This window comes from Pigmentiphaga sp. GD03639 (genome assembly GCF_029845405.1).
Lineage (GTDB): Bacteria > Pseudomonadota > Gammaproteobacteria > Burkholderiales > Burkholderiaceae_B > Pigmentiphaga > Pigmentiphaga daeguensis.
Genome location: NZ_JAOCLR010000014.1, coordinates 82356 through 98067 on the forward strand (window position 1 = coordinate 82356; position 15712 = coordinate 98067).

Annotated in this window: 10 protein-coding genes and 2 pseudogenes; 7 read left to right on the forward strand and 5 right to left on the reverse strand. The window is 68.8% G+C overall.

Features of this window, described 5'->3' with window-relative positions:
• Positions 1 to 190 precede the first annotated feature (190 nt).
• From N5K27_RS16220 to N5K27_RS16240, 5 genes are all read left to right on the forward strand, one after another.
• Positions 191 to 1201: a tripartite tricarboxylate transporter substrate binding protein gene (locus N5K27_RS16220; protein ID WP_279817541.1), complete on the forward strand. Its 1011-nt coding sequence runs from the start codon at positions 191 to 193 to the stop codon at positions 1199 to 1201.
• A 2-nt stretch (positions 1202 to 1203) separates the two neighbouring features.
• Positions 1204 to 2295: a 4-oxalomesaconate tautomerase gene (locus N5K27_RS16225; protein ID WP_087837976.1), complete on the forward strand. Its 1092-nt coding sequence runs from the start codon at positions 1204 to 1206 to the stop codon at positions 2293 to 2295.
• Positions 2296 to 2453: 158 nt separating this feature from the next.
• Positions 2454 to 3116 (forward strand): response regulator transcription factor, encoded by a 663-nt coding sequence (locus N5K27_RS16230; RefSeq protein ID WP_087837808.1) that lies wholly within the window; start codon positions 2454 to 2456, stop codon positions 3114 to 3116.
• Positions 3029 to 4936, forward strand: a complete 1908-nt coding sequence (locus N5K27_RS16235; RefSeq protein ID WP_279817544.1) for an ATP-binding protein — start codon at positions 3029 to 3031, stop codon at positions 4934 to 4936. Before N5K27_RS16230 ends, N5K27_RS16235 begins: the two co-directional genes overlap by 88 nt.
• 93 nt (positions 4937 to 5029) lie before the next feature.
• Positions 5030 to 5704, forward strand: a complete 675-nt coding sequence (locus N5K27_RS16240) for an ankyrin repeat domain-containing protein (protein ID WP_087837810.1) — start codon at positions 5030 to 5032, stop codon at positions 5702 to 5704.
• Between the two features lie 9 nt (positions 5705 to 5713).
• Here N5K27_RS16240 and N5K27_RS16245 read toward each other — a convergent pair whose 3' ends face one another.
• Positions 5714 to 6712 carry a LysR substrate-binding domain-containing protein gene (locus tag N5K27_RS16245; protein ID WP_279817546.1) on the reverse strand — a complete coding sequence of 333 codons (999 nt, stop codon included), beginning with the start codon at positions 6710 to 6712 and terminating at the stop codon, positions 5714 to 5716.
• A gap of 132 nt (positions 6713 to 6844) precedes the next feature.
• Here N5K27_RS16245 and N5K27_RS16250 point away from each other — a divergent pair, with 132 nt between their 5' ends.
• A complete protein-coding gene (locus N5K27_RS16250; RefSeq protein WP_087837812.1) occupies positions 6845 to 9136 on the forward strand; it encodes an NADP-dependent malic enzyme in 2292 nt (763 codons plus the stop codon).
• A 24-nt stretch (positions 9137 to 9160) separates the two neighbouring features.
• Here the strand turns inward: N5K27_RS16250 and N5K27_RS16255 are convergent.
• Positions 9161 to 9622 (reverse strand): annotated as a pseudogene (locus N5K27_RS16255) (MFS transporter); the annotation flags it as partial.
• On the opposite strand from N5K27_RS16255, the pseudogene N5K27_RS16260 reads away from it, so the two are divergent.
• Positions 9618 to 11363: pseudogene (locus tag N5K27_RS16260) on the forward strand (penicillin acylase family protein); the annotation flags it as partial. The pseudogenes N5K27_RS16255 and N5K27_RS16260 overlap by 5 nt on opposite strands.
• 80 nt (positions 11364 to 11443) lie before the next feature.
• Here the strand turns inward: N5K27_RS16260 and N5K27_RS16265 are convergent.
• The 3 genes from N5K27_RS16265 to N5K27_RS16275 all read right to left on the reverse strand — a co-directional run bounded on the left by N5K27_RS16265 (position 11444) and on the right by N5K27_RS16275 (position 15696).
• A complete protein-coding gene (locus N5K27_RS16265) occupies positions 11444 to 13048 on the reverse strand; it encodes an MFS transporter (protein ID WP_087837814.1) in 1605 nt (534 codons plus the stop codon).
• Positions 13049 to 13060: 12 nt separating this feature from the next.
• Positions 13061 to 14947: an amidohydrolase gene (locus N5K27_RS16270; protein WP_087837815.1), complete on the reverse strand. Its 1887-nt coding sequence runs from the start codon at positions 14945 to 14947 to the stop codon at positions 13061 to 13063.
• Between the two features lie 68 nt (positions 14948 to 15015).
• Positions 15016 to 15696: a hydrolase gene (locus N5K27_RS16275; protein WP_087837816.1), complete on the reverse strand. Its 681-nt coding sequence runs from the start codon at positions 15694 to 15696 to the stop codon at positions 15016 to 15018.
• Positions 15697 to 15712: the final 16 nt, after the last annotated feature.

A 15712-nucleotide genomic window follows, 5' to 3' on the forward strand; every position in this document is an offset into this window, starting at 1 on the left:
TTTCGTAGAAACGCGTTACATTATTGAAACACCACCAGTGTTCCGACGCGCGGCCGCCCGACGGTCGCGCCTGGAAATCCTCATACGAATCAATGGCTTGGATCGGGATCCGCGATAGCACCCGCCGCATGGCACGCACCTTGCTCGACAGTCCTCCATTCAGACACAAGAACCGTCCCCGGAGACCCCCATGACGTACCCCCTTACGCCTCGCGCCGGCTCGGCGTTCAAGGCCTTCCGCCGCACCCTCCTGTCCGCGATCGTGGGCACGCTGGCCGCCGCTTCCTGGCAGGCCGCGCAGGCGTCCGACTATCCGACCAAGCCCATCAAGCTGATCGTGCCCTTCGCCCCCGGCGGCGGCAACGACGCCATCGCCCGCACCCTGGGCCGGCGCCTGGGCGACGCGCTGGGCCAGCCGGTGGTGATCGAGAACCGCGCCGGAGCCGGCGGCAAGCTGGGCGTGGAAGCCGGCGTGAAGGCCGACCCCGACGGCTACACGCTCACCCTCATTTCCAACAGCTATTCGGTCAACCCCAGCCTCTATCCCATCAAGTTCGACCCGATCAAGGACATCACGCCCATCGGCATGATCGCGCGCGGCCCGCTCCTGATCTCCGTGCCGACCACGCTGCCGGTCAACAACCTGGCCGACCTGATCCAGCTCGGCAAGACCAGGAAAGGCGGGCTGACCTACGCGTCGTCCGGCCAGGGCGGCATCTCCCACCTGGCCACGGAACTGTTCCAGCGCACCGCCGGCATCGAGATGACCCACGTGCCCTATCGCGGCACGGCTCCAGCCCTGACCGACACCGTCGCGGGCCAGACCGACGTCTTCTTCAGCACGGCCGGCGCCGCCATTCCCTACATGAAGAGCGGCCGGCTGAAGGTCGTGGCCGAGACGCTGCCCAAGCGCATCCAGGCCGAGCCGTCCATCCCCACCGTGGCCGAGGCCGGCGTGCCCGGCTATGAAGTGATCGTCTGGTACGGGCTGATTGCCCCCAAGGGCCTGCCCGCCGACATCCAGCAACGGCTGAACAAGGAAATGAACATCGCGCTGGCCCTGCCTGAAACCGTGGAGCAGTTGAAGGCCAACGGCGAGGAGCCCGCCGTCGGCAAGCCCGAACAGTTGATGGCGCAGATCCAGAAGGAGTTGACCCTCTGGAAACGCGTCGTGACCGATGCCAAGATCCAGGTGGAATGACCATGCAGACGAAAATACCGTGCGTCATGATGCGAGGCGGGACCTCGCGCGGACCGTTCTTTCTTGCCTCCGACCTTCCGGCCGATCCGGCGCGGCGCGACGAGGTGCTGCTGGCCGCCATGGGGTCGCCGCATTCCTACCAGGTGGACGGCATCGGCGGCGCCACGCCGTTCACCAGCAAGGTCGCCATCATCAGCCCCTCGCGGCGTCCGGGCATAGACGTCGACTATCTGTTCGCCCAGGTCCTGGTGAACGAACGCATGGTCGACACGCGCCCGAACTGCGGCAACATCCTGGGCGCGGTCGGCCCGTTCGCCATCGACGCCGGACTGGTGCCGGCGCAGGGCGACGAGACGACGGTGCGCATCTTCAACGTCAACACCCAGGCCGAAGTCCACGCCATCGTACAGACGCCGGGCGGCTCGGTGACCTACTCCGGCGACGCGGCGATCGACGGCGTGCCCGGCACCGCCGCCCCGGTCAAGCTGAATTTCCGCAGCGCCATCGGTTCCATCACGGGCAAGCTGCTGCCCACCGGCCGGCCGCTGGACGTGATCGACGGCATCGAGGTCAGCTGCGTGGACGTCGCCATGCCCATGGTGCTGTTCTCGGCGACGCAACTGGGCAAGACCGGCCATGAAAGCGCCGAGGAGCTCGATGCCGACACCGCCCTGATCGCCAGGATGGAAGCCATCCGGCGCAAGGCGGGCGAATTGATGGGCCTGGGCGACGTCAGCGGATCGGTCGTGCCCAAGATCGGGCTGCTGGCCGAACCGCAGCACGGCGGCACGATATCGTCGCGTTACTTCGTGCCCTATTCCTGCCACCGCGCGCACGCCGTCACCGGCGCCTTGTGCGTGGCCTCGGCCTGCGCCGTGCCGGGCACCATCGCGTCCCGGCTCTCGGGCCTGGACAGCGCACCGCCGCAAGGCGTGGTGCGCATCGAGCATCCGTCCGGCACGATCTCCATCGACCTCGACGTGGACCTGGTCAGCGCCACGCCGGTCATCCGCCGCGCCGCGGTGATACGCACCGCCCGCCGGCTGTTCGAGGGCAGCGTGCTGATTCCGTCCGAGGTCTGGCAGGACGGTTGACCGCGCGCGTCCGCGCGCACGGCCCCGCCTGAAGGTCCCCACGGGGCCCTGCCGGCGGGGCCGTTTTCATTTCGTGGTGGTACAGTCCACATATCTGCAACATCGTGTTACCGCCCGTGCCCCGGCGCGCAGCCCGGGGCACGCCGCGCCGCTTCACCATGACCGATCTTCCCCTTTCCGCACCGGTCCTCGTCGTCGAAGACGAGCCCTCGATGCGACAGCGGATCCTGCGTCTCCTGACCGGGCTCGGCTACCCCTCCGGCACGCTGGTCTCGTGCGCTTCGCTGGCAGAGACCCGCTTCCACCTCGACAGCGACGTCCGCTTCGCGCTCGCGCTGATCGACCTCGGCCTGCCCGACGGCAACGGCCTGGACCTGATCGAGGCGCTGCACGCGCGCGGCCATGGGACCGCGATCCTGGTGATCTCGGCCTGCTCCACCGAAGACATGATCCTGGCCGCACTGAAGCTGGGCGCCACCGGCTACGTCCTCAAGGAACGCGACGACCAGGAAATCGCGATGTCCCTGCGCAGCGCGCTGCGGGGCGGCGCGCCCATCGACCCGTTCATCGCCCGGCGCCTGCTGGCGCTGCTGCCTGCCCCCGCGTCGCCGCCCCGGGCCCAGGCCGAGGCGACGCTCAGCAAGCGCGAGCTGGAAATCCTCGAACTGGTCGCCCAGGGCCACACCAATCGAGAGATCGCCGAGCAGTTGTTCGTCTCCCCCCACACCGCCGCATGCCACATCAAGAACATCTACCGGAAACTGGCGGTCACGTCCCGCACGCGCGCGATCCACGAAGCACGTTCGCTTGGCTTGCTGTAGTCCTGGCGCTCTGGCTGTGCCTGCCGGAGACGGCCCGCGCGGACGCATGCCGCCCGGCGATTTCCTCCATCAGCGCCGCCCGCGCGAACGAGTCCCCGGACACGCCGCCCGCCACGGGCTGGGAGGCCGTCGCCCTGCCCGACATCTGGTCGACGCGCTGGCCCGGCCACGACGGCACGGTCTGGTACCGCGTCGAATGGACGCATTGCCCCGGCCAGCCCGTGGCGCTGTTCCTCGAATATCTTTCGATGGCGGGCGCGGGACGGCTCAACGACGACCCGCTCTGGGCAGACGCCAGCCTGGTCGAACCCCTGACGCGCAGCTGGAACCTGCCGCGCTATTCCCTGCTGCCGCCCTCGGCGCTGCGCGCCGGCATCAACACCTTGTGGATCAGGGTGGCGGGCTACGACCTCTACAGTTCCGGGCTGGGCGGGGTGCACATCGGCCCGCCCGACGAGGTCCGTCCGCGCTACGAACGAGAATGGCTGCTGCGGCGCGTCCTGCCGCAGGCCAACCTGATCATTTCGATCACGCTGGGCTGCTTCTTCCTGATGGTCTGGCTCCTGCGGCGCAACGAGCAGGCCTACGGATGGTATGCGCTGACGTCGCTGGCCTGGCTGCTGTTCGGCCTGAACTCGGCCGTCACCTCCCCCTGGCCGTTCGCCACCACGCACGGCTGGTCCACGTGGATCACCCTGGTCTTCACCATCTATTGCAGCGCCTTCTCGATGTTCGCCTGGCGGTTCGGCGGCCAGCGCTTCCCCCGCCTGGAAAAGGCGCTGTGGACCGTCACGGGAGCGGTGTGCGCGGCGCTGCTGGCACTGGGGCCGGCCCAGCCCAAGGCCGTGTTCTACCTGGTGGCGGTGGGCTATGCCGCCGTGTTCGTCGGAACCTGCGTGCAATTCCAGTTCCGCGCCGCGCGCACGCGCCAGCCCGAGCACCTGTTCCTGGCGGCCTGCATGCTGGGTTTCCTGGTGGCTGCCATCCACGACATCCTGGCCTTCCTGCGCATCATCGACGACGTGCACGGCTACACGGCCGCCACCGCGCCGCTGATCATGATAGGCATGGCCCTGGTCCTGGCCTGGGGCTTCACCTCCACCCTCGGGCGCGTGGAGCGGTTCAATCGTGAACTGGCCGACCATGTCGAGGAAGCCCGGCGGGAACTCGCCCATACGCTGGGCCGGCAACACGAGCTGGAAGTGGCCAACGCCCGGCTGAGCGAACGGCTGCGGATTTCCCACGACCTCCACGACGGCCTGGGCAGTTCGCTGGTACGGTCCATCGTCATGGCGGAAAAGGGCGACGCCACGCTGCCGCCGCAGCACTACGTGTCGGTCCTGAAAAGCCTGCGGGACGACCTGCGACAGGTCCTGGACCACAGCTTCGCGGCGGTCCCGGCGACGGCGGCCTCGCCCGCCGACTGGATCGCGCCGTTGCGCCGCCGCTTCGGCGACCTCTTCGACGATCAGGGCGTCCGGTGCGTCTGGCGAGTCGCCCCGGAATGGCCCGCGGAACCGGATACGGCCCGCCTGCTCGCGCTGGCCCGCTTCCTGGAGGAAGCCTTGACCAACGTGATCAAGCACAGCCGCGCGAATACGGTCGCCGTGACCCTGGCCGATGCCGGCAACGGAGCCCTGGAACTGAGCGTCGAAGACGACGGCGCGGGATTCGACGTCGAGCTGGCGGACCGGTCGATGGCCGGCATCGGGCTGCGCAGCATGCGGGCGCGCATCGCGCGCATCGGTGGGCGTCTGGCGGTCGAATCGGGCATGGGCGGCACCCGCCTGCGAGCCCACCTGCCTGCGGCGGCTCCATAGCTTTTTCCACTGCGCCCCATTCACATATACGATTTTCCAAACCGCGGCGGCGCTCTTAACATCACGTCTGCAACAGTCCAAGGAGACCCGCGCATGTTGTGGAAGCGCCTATCCATCCATCTCGGGGTCGCGGCGGCCCTGCTGGCCTGGCTCTCGTCGCCGGCGAACGGCGCCAGCCTGGATGCCCGGCTGCGCGCCGCCGCCGAACGCGGAACCGCCGCCGAGATCCGGGCCCTGATCAGCCAGGGAGCGGACATCGAAGCGCGCGATGCCGCGGGCGCCACACCCCTGCTCGCCGCCACCCACCGCAACAACGTGGACGCTGCCCGCGCTCTGATCGAAGCGGGCGCCGACGTCAACGCCAAGGACAAGATCAACGACAGCCCCTATCTGTATGCGGGCGCGCGGGGACACGACGAGATCCTGCGAATGACGCTGGCGCACGGTGCCGACCTGAAAAGCACCAACCGCTACGGCGGCACGGCGCTGATCCCCGCCGCCGAGCGCGGCCACGTCGAGACGGTCCGCACGCTGATCGAGGCGGGCGTGGACGTGAACCACGTCAACAACCTGCACTGGACCGCGCTGCTCGAAGCCATCATCCTGGGCACGGGCGGCGCCCGCCACACGGACATCGTGCGCCTGCTGGTGGATGCGCATGCCGACGTGAACCTGGCCGACGGCAACGGCGTCACCCCGCTGCAGCATGCCCGCCAGCGCGGGTTCACCGCCATCGAACGCATCCTGCTGCAGGCCGGCGCGCGCTAGCCGCGCCGGTCAGAACTCGGTCTGCCGGCCCGGATCCGGCACGTCCCGGCGCATGCCGGCGCTGGCCTGGCGCACCGCCGCCAGGAAGCGCCCATGCGTGTCGTTCTCGCCGCTGTCCTCGCGCACGATGGCCGCGATGGGCGGCAGGCTCCAGGCGATGGAATACGGAACGATGGCCACGCCCGCCACGTGCACCAGTTCCTCAGCGATGTCGGCGGGCAGCAGCGAGACCGCGCGCTCGGAAGCGGCGATGATCTCGCCGATGAGCTTGGCGGAATAGCCCTCGGTGACAGGCACGGGTGGCGTCACGCCCGCCTGGATGAACAGGCCGGCGACCTGCTCGCGCAGCGCGGTGCGGGGCTCTCCCAGGACCCAGTCGAGTTCGGCCAGCCGCGGCCATGATAGCGGCGCCCGGCCCAGTTGCGCCGCCAGGCGCCGGTTGCTGATCAGTCGGGCCTGCTGGCGGTACAACGGCTCGAACACCAGGCCTTGCAGGTCCAGCGTGGGGCTCGCCCGCGCGATGACCACGTCCAGCGCATGATCGCGCAGTTCCCGCAGCAGGCTTTCGCTCGTGCCGTCGTGGATACGCACGGCCAGCCGCCTCGGCCCCGCCTGGACGGCGGATACGGCTTCGGCCACCAGCCGCCCGGAGACGAAGGGCGTCACCCCCACGTGCAGGCGGGCGGCCAGGCCCGCGCCGGACGCTTCCATGTCGCGCACCAGATGCCCCAGGTCCTGCAAGATGGCCCGCGCCCGCCCCGCCACGACCCGCCCGATGTCGGTGGGCGCCATGCCCCGCGCCGTGCGGACGAACAGCGGCACGCCGAACATGGACTCCAGTTCCGACAAGGCGTTGGTCACCGCCGGCTGGCTGGTCGCCATCAGTTCGGCCACCCGCGTCAGGGAGCCGAGCCGGTGGACCTGCACGATCAGTTGCAGGTGGCGCATCTTCAGCCGCGAAACCAGCCGGCGGACGACGTCATCGGAGGGAAATGCGGAATCCGGCATATCTGCGGCAGCCAAGATATCAGCTAAACATTATGGATACATCGTCAATCAGAATATTTCAATGATAACCGCCGCCTAGAATGCCTGGATCTTGACGCAACCCTGTGCCCGCTGGCACGGAAGGACAGGAAGATGAGCACCACGATTCGCCAGGCCGCCCTCGACTATCACGAGTTCCCCGTTCCCGGAAAAGTGTCGGTCTACCCGACCAAGCCGCTGGTCACGCAGCGCGATCTCGCCCTGGCCTATACCCCGGGCGTCGCCGCCGCCTGCGAGGAAATCGTCGCCGACCCGGCCAACGCCTTCCGCTACACCGCGCGCGGCAACCTGGTGGGCGTGATCTCCAACGGCACCGCCGTGCTGGGCCTGGGCAACATCGGCCCGCTGGCCTCCAAGCCGGTCATGGAAGGCAAGGCCGTGCTGTTCAAGAAATTCGCCGGCATCGACGTGTTCGACATCGAGATCGACGAGACCGACCCGGACAAGCTCGTGGACATCATCGCCTCGCTGGGTCCGACCTTCGGCGGCATCAACCTCGAGGACATCAAGGCGCCCGAGTGCTTCGCCGTCGAGCGCAAGCTGCGCGAGCGCATGACGATCCCGGTCTTCCACGACGACCAGCACGGCACCGCCATCACGGTCAGCGCCGCGTTCATCAACGGCCTGAAGGTGGTCGGCAAGGACATCGCCCAGGTCAAGGTCGTGACCTCCGGAGCGGGCGCCGCGGCGCTGGCCTGCCTGGAACTGATGCTGGACCTGGGCCTGCCGCGCAAGAACATCTGGGTCACCGACATCGAAGGCGTGGTGTACGAAGGGCGCACGGTGCTGATGGACGAACAGAAGGCGGCCTTCGCGCAGCGGACGGACGCCCGCACGCTGGCCGAGGTCATCGCCGGCGCGGACGTGTTCCTCGGACTGTCGGCTGGCGGCGTGCTCAAGCCCGGCATGGTGGCGTCCATGGCCCCCCGGCCGTTGATCCTGGCGCTGGCCAACCCCACGCCCGAAATCCTGCCCGATGCGGCCCACGCCGTGCGCGACGACGTGGTCATGGCCACGGGACGCTCGGACTTCCCCAACCAGGTCAACAACGTCCTGTGCTTCCCCTACATCTTCCGGGGCGCGCTGGACGTGGGCGCGTCCACGATCACGCGCGAGATGGAGAAGGCCGCGGTCCACGCCATCGCCGCCCTGGCCGAGGAAGAACAGAACGAGGTGGTGGCTGCCGCGTACGGCACCTACGACCTGCGCTTCGGCCCCGACTACCTGATCCCCAAGCCCTTCGACCCGCGCCTGATCGTTCGCATCGCGCCCGCCGTGGCGCGCGCCGCCATGGACTCCGGCGTGGCCACGCGGCCGATCGCCGACATGGACGCGTACGCCGAGCAGCTGCAGCAGTTCGTCTACCGCTCCGGCGCCTTCATGAAGCCGCTGTTCGCCAACGCCAAGCGCTTCGTGCGCGACGGCGGCAAGGCACGCATCGTGTTCACCGAGGGCGAGGACGAACGCGTGCTGCGGGCCGTGCAAGTAATCGTGGACGAGGGCCTGGCCAGGCCCATCCTCGTCGGCCGGCCCGCGGTGCTGCTCGCGCGGATCGAGAAATTCGGGCTGCGCCTGCGGCTGGGGCAGGACGTCGAGGTGACCAACCCCGAGTTCGACGAACGCTTCCACCAGTACTGGACGACGTATTGGGAAAAGATGTGCCGCCGCGGCATCACCAAGGAAATGGCCCGCGTGGAGATGCGTCGCCGCATGACGCTCATAGGCGCCATGATGGTCCACCTGGGCGATGCCGACGGCATGATATGCGGTACCGTCGGCGCCTACCACGACCACCTGCGCTTCGTGGACGAGGTCATCGGCCGGCGGCCCGGACACGGTGTCTACGCCGCGATGAACATCCTGCTGCTGAACGAACGGACCATCGCGCTGGTGGACACGCACGTCAACGACGACCCCAGCGCCGAACAGATCGCCGAATACACGCAGGCGGCGGCCGAGGCGATGCGCCGGCTGGACCTGGTCCCCAAGACCGCGCTGCTGTCGCGCTCGAACTTCGGCTCGGGCAGCTCGGCCTCGGGCGGCAAGATGCGCCGCGCGCTGGAACTGCTGCGCGAACAGGCCCCCGACCTGGAGGTCGATGGCGAAATGCACGGCGACTGCGCGCTGGACGAGGCCCTGCGGCTACGCATCCTGCCGTCCTCCACGCTGAAAGGCGAGGCCAACCTGCTGGTCTGCCCCAACGTGGACGCGGGCAACATCGCCTACAACCTGCTCAAGACCGCGGCCGGCGGCAACGTGGCCGTGGGGCCCTTCCTGCTGGGCGTGAACGCGCCGGTGCACATCCTGACGTCCAGCGCGACGGTCCGCCGCATCATCAACATGACCGCCCTCGCGGTGCTGGGCGCCAACGCCGGCCTGGGCTAGCGTACCGGCCGCGGGCCTGGAGCCTTATCGGGCCAGGGGCGCGGCGGCCAGTACCGGCCGCCGCCAGAACCCCCTGAACACCACCAGCGCCGCCCCCAGCAGCAGCATCGCGCTGGCCGCAAAGACGCCGTGCGCGCCTCCCGCGTCGAACACCACGCCGCCTGCGGCCGCGCCTACGGTGATGGCCAGTTGCACGGCCGCCACGATCAGCCCGCCGCCGCTCTCGGCCTCGTCGGGCACGACCCGCGTCAACCAGGTGGACCAGGCCACCGGTACCGCGCCGAAGGCCATGCCCCACAGCGCGACCAGCACGGCCGCGATCCAGGGCAGCGTCCCCGTGGCGGCCAGAACCAGGCCGATGCCGCCCATCGCCAGCGGCATCAGCAGCAGCGTCATGCGCAGGCTGCGCTGCAGCAGCAGGCCCGACAGCGACGTGCCGACGAAATTGGCCACGCCGAATCCCAGCAGCATGGCCGACAGGCCGTTGGGCGGACAGGCCCGCGACACGCTGGCCAAGGCCTTGTCGGGTCCCGGGGAGGCGCCCGCCGCCAGCAGCGCGGCCGAAGGCATGGCCCGGGCCAACGCGCGCCGCATCACCCGCTACGAAAGCAACAACTGGACGATCTCGGGCGCGCGCACCGCGTCGGGCAAGCCCATCCTGTCCAACGATCCGCACCGGGCCCTGTCCATGCCCTCGCTGCGCTACATGGTGCACCTGAACTCGCCGGGCTGGAACGTCATCGGCGCGGGCGAGCCGGCGCTGCCCGGCGTGTCCATCGGCCATAACGAACGCATCGCCTTCGGCCTGACCATCTTTTCCTTCGGCGACGAGGAAGACCTGTACGTCTACGAGACCAACCCCGCCAACCGCGACGAATACCGCTATCAAGGCAAGTGGGAAAAAATGCGCCTGGTCGAGGAGACGATCAAGGTGCGGGGCCAGGCCGACGTGAAGGCGACGATCAAGTTCACTCGCCACGGCCCCGTGCTGCACGAGGACGCCGCCCGCGGCAAGGCCTACGCCATGCGCGCGGCCTACCTGGAGTTTCCCGGCACCGCCGCCTACCTGGCCAGCCTGCGCCTGAACCAGGCGCGCAACTGGGACGAGTTCACCGCCGGCATGGCCCGCCACTACACCCCCGGCGAGAACATGGTGTATGCCGACGTGGACGGCAACATCGGCTGGTTCGGCGGCGCGCTCGCCCCCATCCGGCCCAAGGCCGGATGGTCGGGACTCCTGCCCGTCCCGGGCGACGGCAGCTACGAATGGGACGGCATCCTGCCGGGCGCCTCGCTGCCGCGCGTGCTGAACCCGGCCAAGGGGTTCTACGCCACGGCCAACGAGTACAACGTGCCGGACGACTATGCGCGCAAGGACATGTCGGCACGCGAATGGTCCGATCCCAACCGGGTCCAGCGTATCGGCGAAGTCCTGGGCGGCGCGCGCGGCCTGACCGTGCAGGACACCGTCAAGCTGCAATACGACGACCTGTCCATCCCCGCGCGCGACCTGATGGGCCTGGCCGCATCGTTGTCCTCGCCCGAGGCCGAGGTGGCCGACGCGCTGCAGCGGCTCAAGGCCTGGAACCATCGCATGTCGGCCGATTCGGTGGCCGCCACCATCTATGAGTTCTGGCAGTACGTCATCGTCGCCAAGGTCTCGGACCTGTACGTGCCGGCCGCCAGCCGGGCCACGTTCGGCGACCTGGACAAGCGGCTGGTGATGAACAAGCTACGGGCACCGGACGCGGCCTTCGGCGCCGAACCGGTAAAGGGCCGCGACACGCTGCTGCTCGATGCGCTCAAGGAAGGACTGGCCAATCTGAAGGAGATCCTGGGCAACGATCCCGCCGGGTGGAAGTGGGGCGACCTGTTCCACATCAAGTTCGACCACCAGCTGGCGGCGCTGCTGCCGGCCGACCAGCGCGCCGCGCTGGCGACCGAGCGGTATCCGATGAGCGGCAACATCGAGACCGTCTACCTGGGCGCCTATGGCGCCGACTTCCGCAAGATCCACGGCGCGTCCTACCGGCAAGCCATAGACGTGGGCAACTGGGACAACTCGCTGGCCATGAACGTGCCGGGCCAGTCGTCGGATCCCTCCAGCCCCTACTACAAGAACCTGCTGCCGCTGTGGGTCAAGGGGGAGCTCTTCCCCATGGCATTCAGCCGGCAAAAGGTCGAGAGCCTGAAGGCGGAGAGCGTCACGCTGCAGCCGGCGCGTTGAGCGGCACGGGGCGCGGCCGCCACGGCCGCGCCCGCGGGGCTTTCCTCGTCGCCAGGAACCGGACTCCTCGGCACATCCCATCAGGAGGCCGTGCGGCTGTGAACCGCCAGCAGGTGGCGCACCGAGGGCCGCTCCGGTCCCCGGTGAAAGCGCAGGGCTTCCTCCTGGACATCGGCATCGGCCTTCGAAACCCGCTTGTGCTGGCGCAGATGCTCGGCCCATGACTCCACCTGGAACCATTCCAGCATGAGCCCCGGCCGGGCCGCATCCTCGGTCACGCCCCAGGCATAGGCGCCATCGCGCCGCCGTTCGGCCGACAGCCGCTCCAGCGCGCGCAGGAAAGCCGCCCGGTCCGCGGGATCGATCCGGTATTCGACCAGGATCAGCACCGGCCCCCTGTCGTTCTCCACCGGTGCGGCCGTCAAGGGCTCGGGCCAATGGTTCGAGGGCACGAGGTCGGCCTCGCCCTTGGGCAGCTTGAGCAGATGCGACACCACGCCCACGATCACCAGTCCCGCGGCGCCCGCCAGCAGGGCGGCGGGCACGCCCACCCATTCCGCCACGGCGCCCCAGGCCAGGCTGCCCGCGGTCATCGCGCCGTTGAACACGGTCAGGTAGACGGCCAGCGAACGGCCGCGCACCCAGTTCGGCAGGATGGCCTGCGCCGTGCCGTTCAACGTGGTCAGCGCGGTGATCCACGCCGCCCCCAGCACCAGCAGTCCGACCACCGCCAGCCACTGCGGCGGCGCGAAGGACAGGCCCGCCATGACGGCCGCCGTCACCAGCGCCGCGGCCAGCAGCAGGCCATCGGCGTCCAGCCTGTCGCGCAGCATGGGCATGACCACGGCGCCGCCTATCGCGCCCAGGCCCACGGCCCCCAGCAGGATGCCGTAGAACCCCGCCCCGCCGCCCAGCAGCCCGCGCGCCACCAGCGGCAGCAAGGCCCATACCGAACTGGCCAATGCGAAGAAGCAGAACGCGCGCACCAGCACGACGTGCAGTTCGCGGCTGGCCCGCGCATAGCGCAATCCCGCCCGGAACGCGCCCAGGAACTGCTCCGACAGTTCGTCGCGCGGCGTGGGTGGCCGGCGCCACCACAGCAGCGCGGCGATCACGAAGGCATAGCTGATGACGTCCACGCCATAGGTCACCGCGCCGCCCAGGCTCGCCAGGATCAGGCCGCCCAGCGCGGGACCGATGGCGCGCGCGATGTTGATGCCGAGCGAGTTCAGCGCCACGCCGTTCTTGATGTCCTTCTTGTCCACCAGCTCGGGCACGATGGCCTGCCACGTGGGCCCCATCAGCGCCGCGCCGATGCCGCCGAGGAAGGTCAGCGCGACCAGCGAGCCGATCGTCTGCATGCCCCAGGCCGTCAGCAGCATCAGGCCGACACTGACGCAGGCCAGCAGAACCTGGATCGCGATCAGGAATTTGCGCCGGTCCAGGATGTCGGACAGCACGCCGGCCGGGATCGCCAGAAGGAAGATGGGCAGCGTGGCGGCGGCCTGCACCATGGCGACCGCCGTGGGCGAGGTCGACAGGTCCGTCATCAGCCAGGCACTGGCCACGTCACGAATGAAGCTGCCGGTGTTGCCGATGATCGTCGCGCCCCACAACACGGCGAACAGCTTCTGCTTCAGGGGCCCGAAGCCGCCCCGGGAAGTGCTCTTGACCGCTTCGCTCACGTCGCGTCCTCCTCAGACCGCCCAGCAGGAACAGCCCAGCGCTCCGAAGAAGCCCCGGGCATCGGACACGGGCAGCTTCGATGCCCAGGCCCTGGCATGCTCGTGCCCATGCAGGCCGCAGGCTTGCGCGCAGCCGCACGCGGCCACCCGGCGGTAGCCCAGCGAATGGCGGCCGGCGCCCTCGGGCTCGGCCCAGGCGGCATAGCCGCCGAACAGGCGAGTGGGAGACCAGTCCGGCATCGGCGGCGGCAGGGGATTGTCGTCCAGGCCGGCGAATCCGCCCGCGCCGTACACGACACGGCCGCCCACCATGGTCAGCTCCGAGGTCAGGAAGGAAATCTCGTCCTCGGCGCAGGCGAAGAAATCCTTGTCGAGCACGATCAGGTCTGCCAACTGCCCTGGGGCGATGCGGCCCCGCCGCCCTTCCTCGTTCGAGAACCAGGCCACCTTCTCGGTCCACATGCGCAGCGCCGTCTCGCGATCCAGGCAATTGCGCCGGGGATACAGCGACAGCCCACCCACCGTCTTGCCGGTGATCATCCAGGCCAGCGACACCCAGGGGTTGTAGGACGCCACGCGCGTGGCGTCGGTGCCCGCCGACACCTTCACCCCCTTTTCCAGCATGCGGGCGATGGGCGGCGTGGCCTCGGCCGCCGCGGCGCCGTAGCGTTCGACGAAATACTCGCCCTGGTAGGCCATGCGATGCTGCACGGCGATCCCGCCGCCCAGCGCGGCGATGCGGTCGATGGACCGGTCCGAGATGGTCTCGGCGTGATCGAAGAACCAGTTCAATCCCTTCAGCGGGATCTCGCGGTCGACCTTCTCGAACACGTCCAGCGCGCGCGAGATGGTCTCGTCGTAGGTCGCATGCAGGCGCCAGGGCCAGCGATTCTGCGCCAGGATGCGCACCACCTCCTCCAGGTCGCCTTCCATCTGCGGCGGCATCTCGGGACGATGCTGGCGGAAATCCTCGAAGTCGGCGGCCGAGAACACCAGCATCTCGCCCGCGCCGTTGTGGCGGAAATAGTCGTCGCCCTGCTTGTACTGCACGCTGGAGGTCCAGTTCAGGAAATCCTCCTTTTCGTGCTTCGGCTTCTGCGTGAACAGGTTGTAGGCCAGGCGCACCGTCAACTCGCCGTCGTCGGCCAGCTTCCGGACCACCGCGTAGTCGTCGGGGTAGTTCTGGAAACCACCGCCGGCGTCGATCACGCCCGTCACCCCCAGGCGGTTCAGCTCGCGCATGAAATGCCGCGTGGAATTCACCTGGTAGTCGAACGGCAGCGTCGGGCCCTTGGCCAGCGTGGCATACAGGATCTGCGCGTTCGGCTTGGCCAGCAGCAGCCCCGTCGGATTGCCCTGGGCGTCGCGGGTGATTTCTCCCCCCGGGGGCTCGGGCGTATCCTTGGTATAGCCCACCGCGCGCAGCGCCGCGGCGTTCAGCAGCGCGCGGTCATACAGGTGCAGCAGGAACACCGGTGTGTCGGGCGCCGCCGCGTTGATCTCGGCGATGGTCGGCAGGCGCTTCTCGGCGAACTGGTGCTCGGTGAAGCCGCCCACCACGCGCACCCACTGCGGGGGCGGCGTGATCGCGACCTGCCGACGCAGCATGTCCATCGCGTCGGCCAGCGAACGCACGCCGTCCCAGCGCAGTTCCATGTTGAAGTTCAGTCCGCCGCGTATCACGTGGGTATGGTTGTCGATCAACCCGGGCAGCACGCTCCGGCCGCCCAGGTCGATGATGCGGGTCGCCGGCCCGGCCAGGGCCATGACTTCCCGATCGTCGCCCACGGCCAGGAAGCGCCCGTCCTTGACCGCGACGGCGGTAGCCGACGGATTGGCCCGGTCCAGCGTGGTGATGCGGCCATGCCGCAGGATGACATCGGCGGTGGTGGCGCTCATGATTGCTCCTCGGTGGTGGACCTGGGTGACCGCCGTGCGCGGCCGGGAGCCGGCACACGCGCGGAGGTTTACCTGGCCGGGTTGGGACCGATCCGCTCGCCGTGCTGGACGCGCTCCGCGCCATTGTGCACGTGGGTGATGGCATAGTCGATGCCCATGCCGTAGGCGCCCGAATGTTCCTTCACGATGCCGGTCACGGCGTCATAGGTCTCCTTGCGGGCCCAGTCGCGCTGCCATTCCAGCATGACCTGCTGCCAGGTCACCGGCACCGCACCCGCCTGCACCATGCGGTCCATCGCGTACTTGTGCGCATCCAGCGACGTACCGCCCGAGGCATCGGCCACCATGTAGATCTCATAGCCGCCCTCCTTCATCGCGCACAGCGCGAAGGTGGTGTTGCAGACCTCCGTCCAGAGCCCCGACACGACGATCTTCTTGCGCCCGCTGGCGGCCAGCGCGTCGCGCACGTTCTGATCGTCCCAGGAGTTCATCGAGGTGCGTTCGAGAATCTTGTTCTGCGGAAACACCGCCAGCAGCTCGGGATAGGTGTTGCCCGAGAAGCTGTCGGTTTCCACCGTGGTGATGGTGGTGGGGATATCGAAAACCCTGGCCGCCTTGGCCAGCGCCACGACGTTGTTCTTCAGGACCTGGCGGTCGATCGACTGCACGCCGAAGGCCATCTGCGGCTGCTGGTCGATGAAGATGATCTGGCTGTTCTGCGGGGTCAGGACGTCTAGATAATGAGACATGGCGGTTCTCCGTTGG

What these genes read in the sequence shown, in the direction of transcription:
- N5K27_RS16230 (WP_087837808.1), top strand. Translation starts at nt 2,454, where the DNA reads ATGACCGATCTTCCCCTTTCCGCACCGGTCCTCGTCGTCGAAGACGAG.
- N5K27_RS16270 (WP_087837815.1), bottom strand. Translation starts at nt 14,947, where the DNA reads ATGAGCGCCACCACCGCCGATGTCATCCTGCGGCATGGCCGCATCACC.
- N5K27_RS16240 (WP_087837810.1), top strand. Translation starts at nt 5,030, where the DNA reads ATGTTGTGGAAGCGCCTATCCATCCATCTCGGGGTCGCGGCGGCCCTG.
- N5K27_RS16225 (WP_087837976.1), top strand. Translation starts at nt 1,204, where the DNA reads ATGCAGACGAAAATACCGTGCGTCATGATGCGAGGCGGGACCTCGCGC.
- N5K27_RS16250 (WP_087837812.1), top strand. Translation starts at nt 6,845, where the DNA reads ATGAGCACCACGATTCGCCAGGCCGCCCTCGACTATCACGAGTTCCCC.
- N5K27_RS16275 (WP_087837816.1), bottom strand. Translation starts at nt 15,696, where the DNA reads ATGTCTCATTATCTAGACGTCCTGACCCCGCAGAACAGCCAGATCATC.
- N5K27_RS16245 (WP_279817546.1), bottom strand. Translation starts at nt 6,712, where the DNA reads ATGCCGGATTCCGCATTTCCCTCCGATGACGTCGTCCGCCGGCTGGTT.
- N5K27_RS16220 (WP_279817541.1), top strand. Translation starts at nt 191, where the DNA reads ATGACGTACCCCCTTACGCCTCGCGCCGGCTCGGCGTTCAAGGCCTTC.
- N5K27_RS16235 (WP_279817544.1), top strand. Translation starts at nt 3,029, where the DNA reads ATGCCACATCAAGAACATCTACCGGAAACTGGCGGTCACGTCCCGCAC.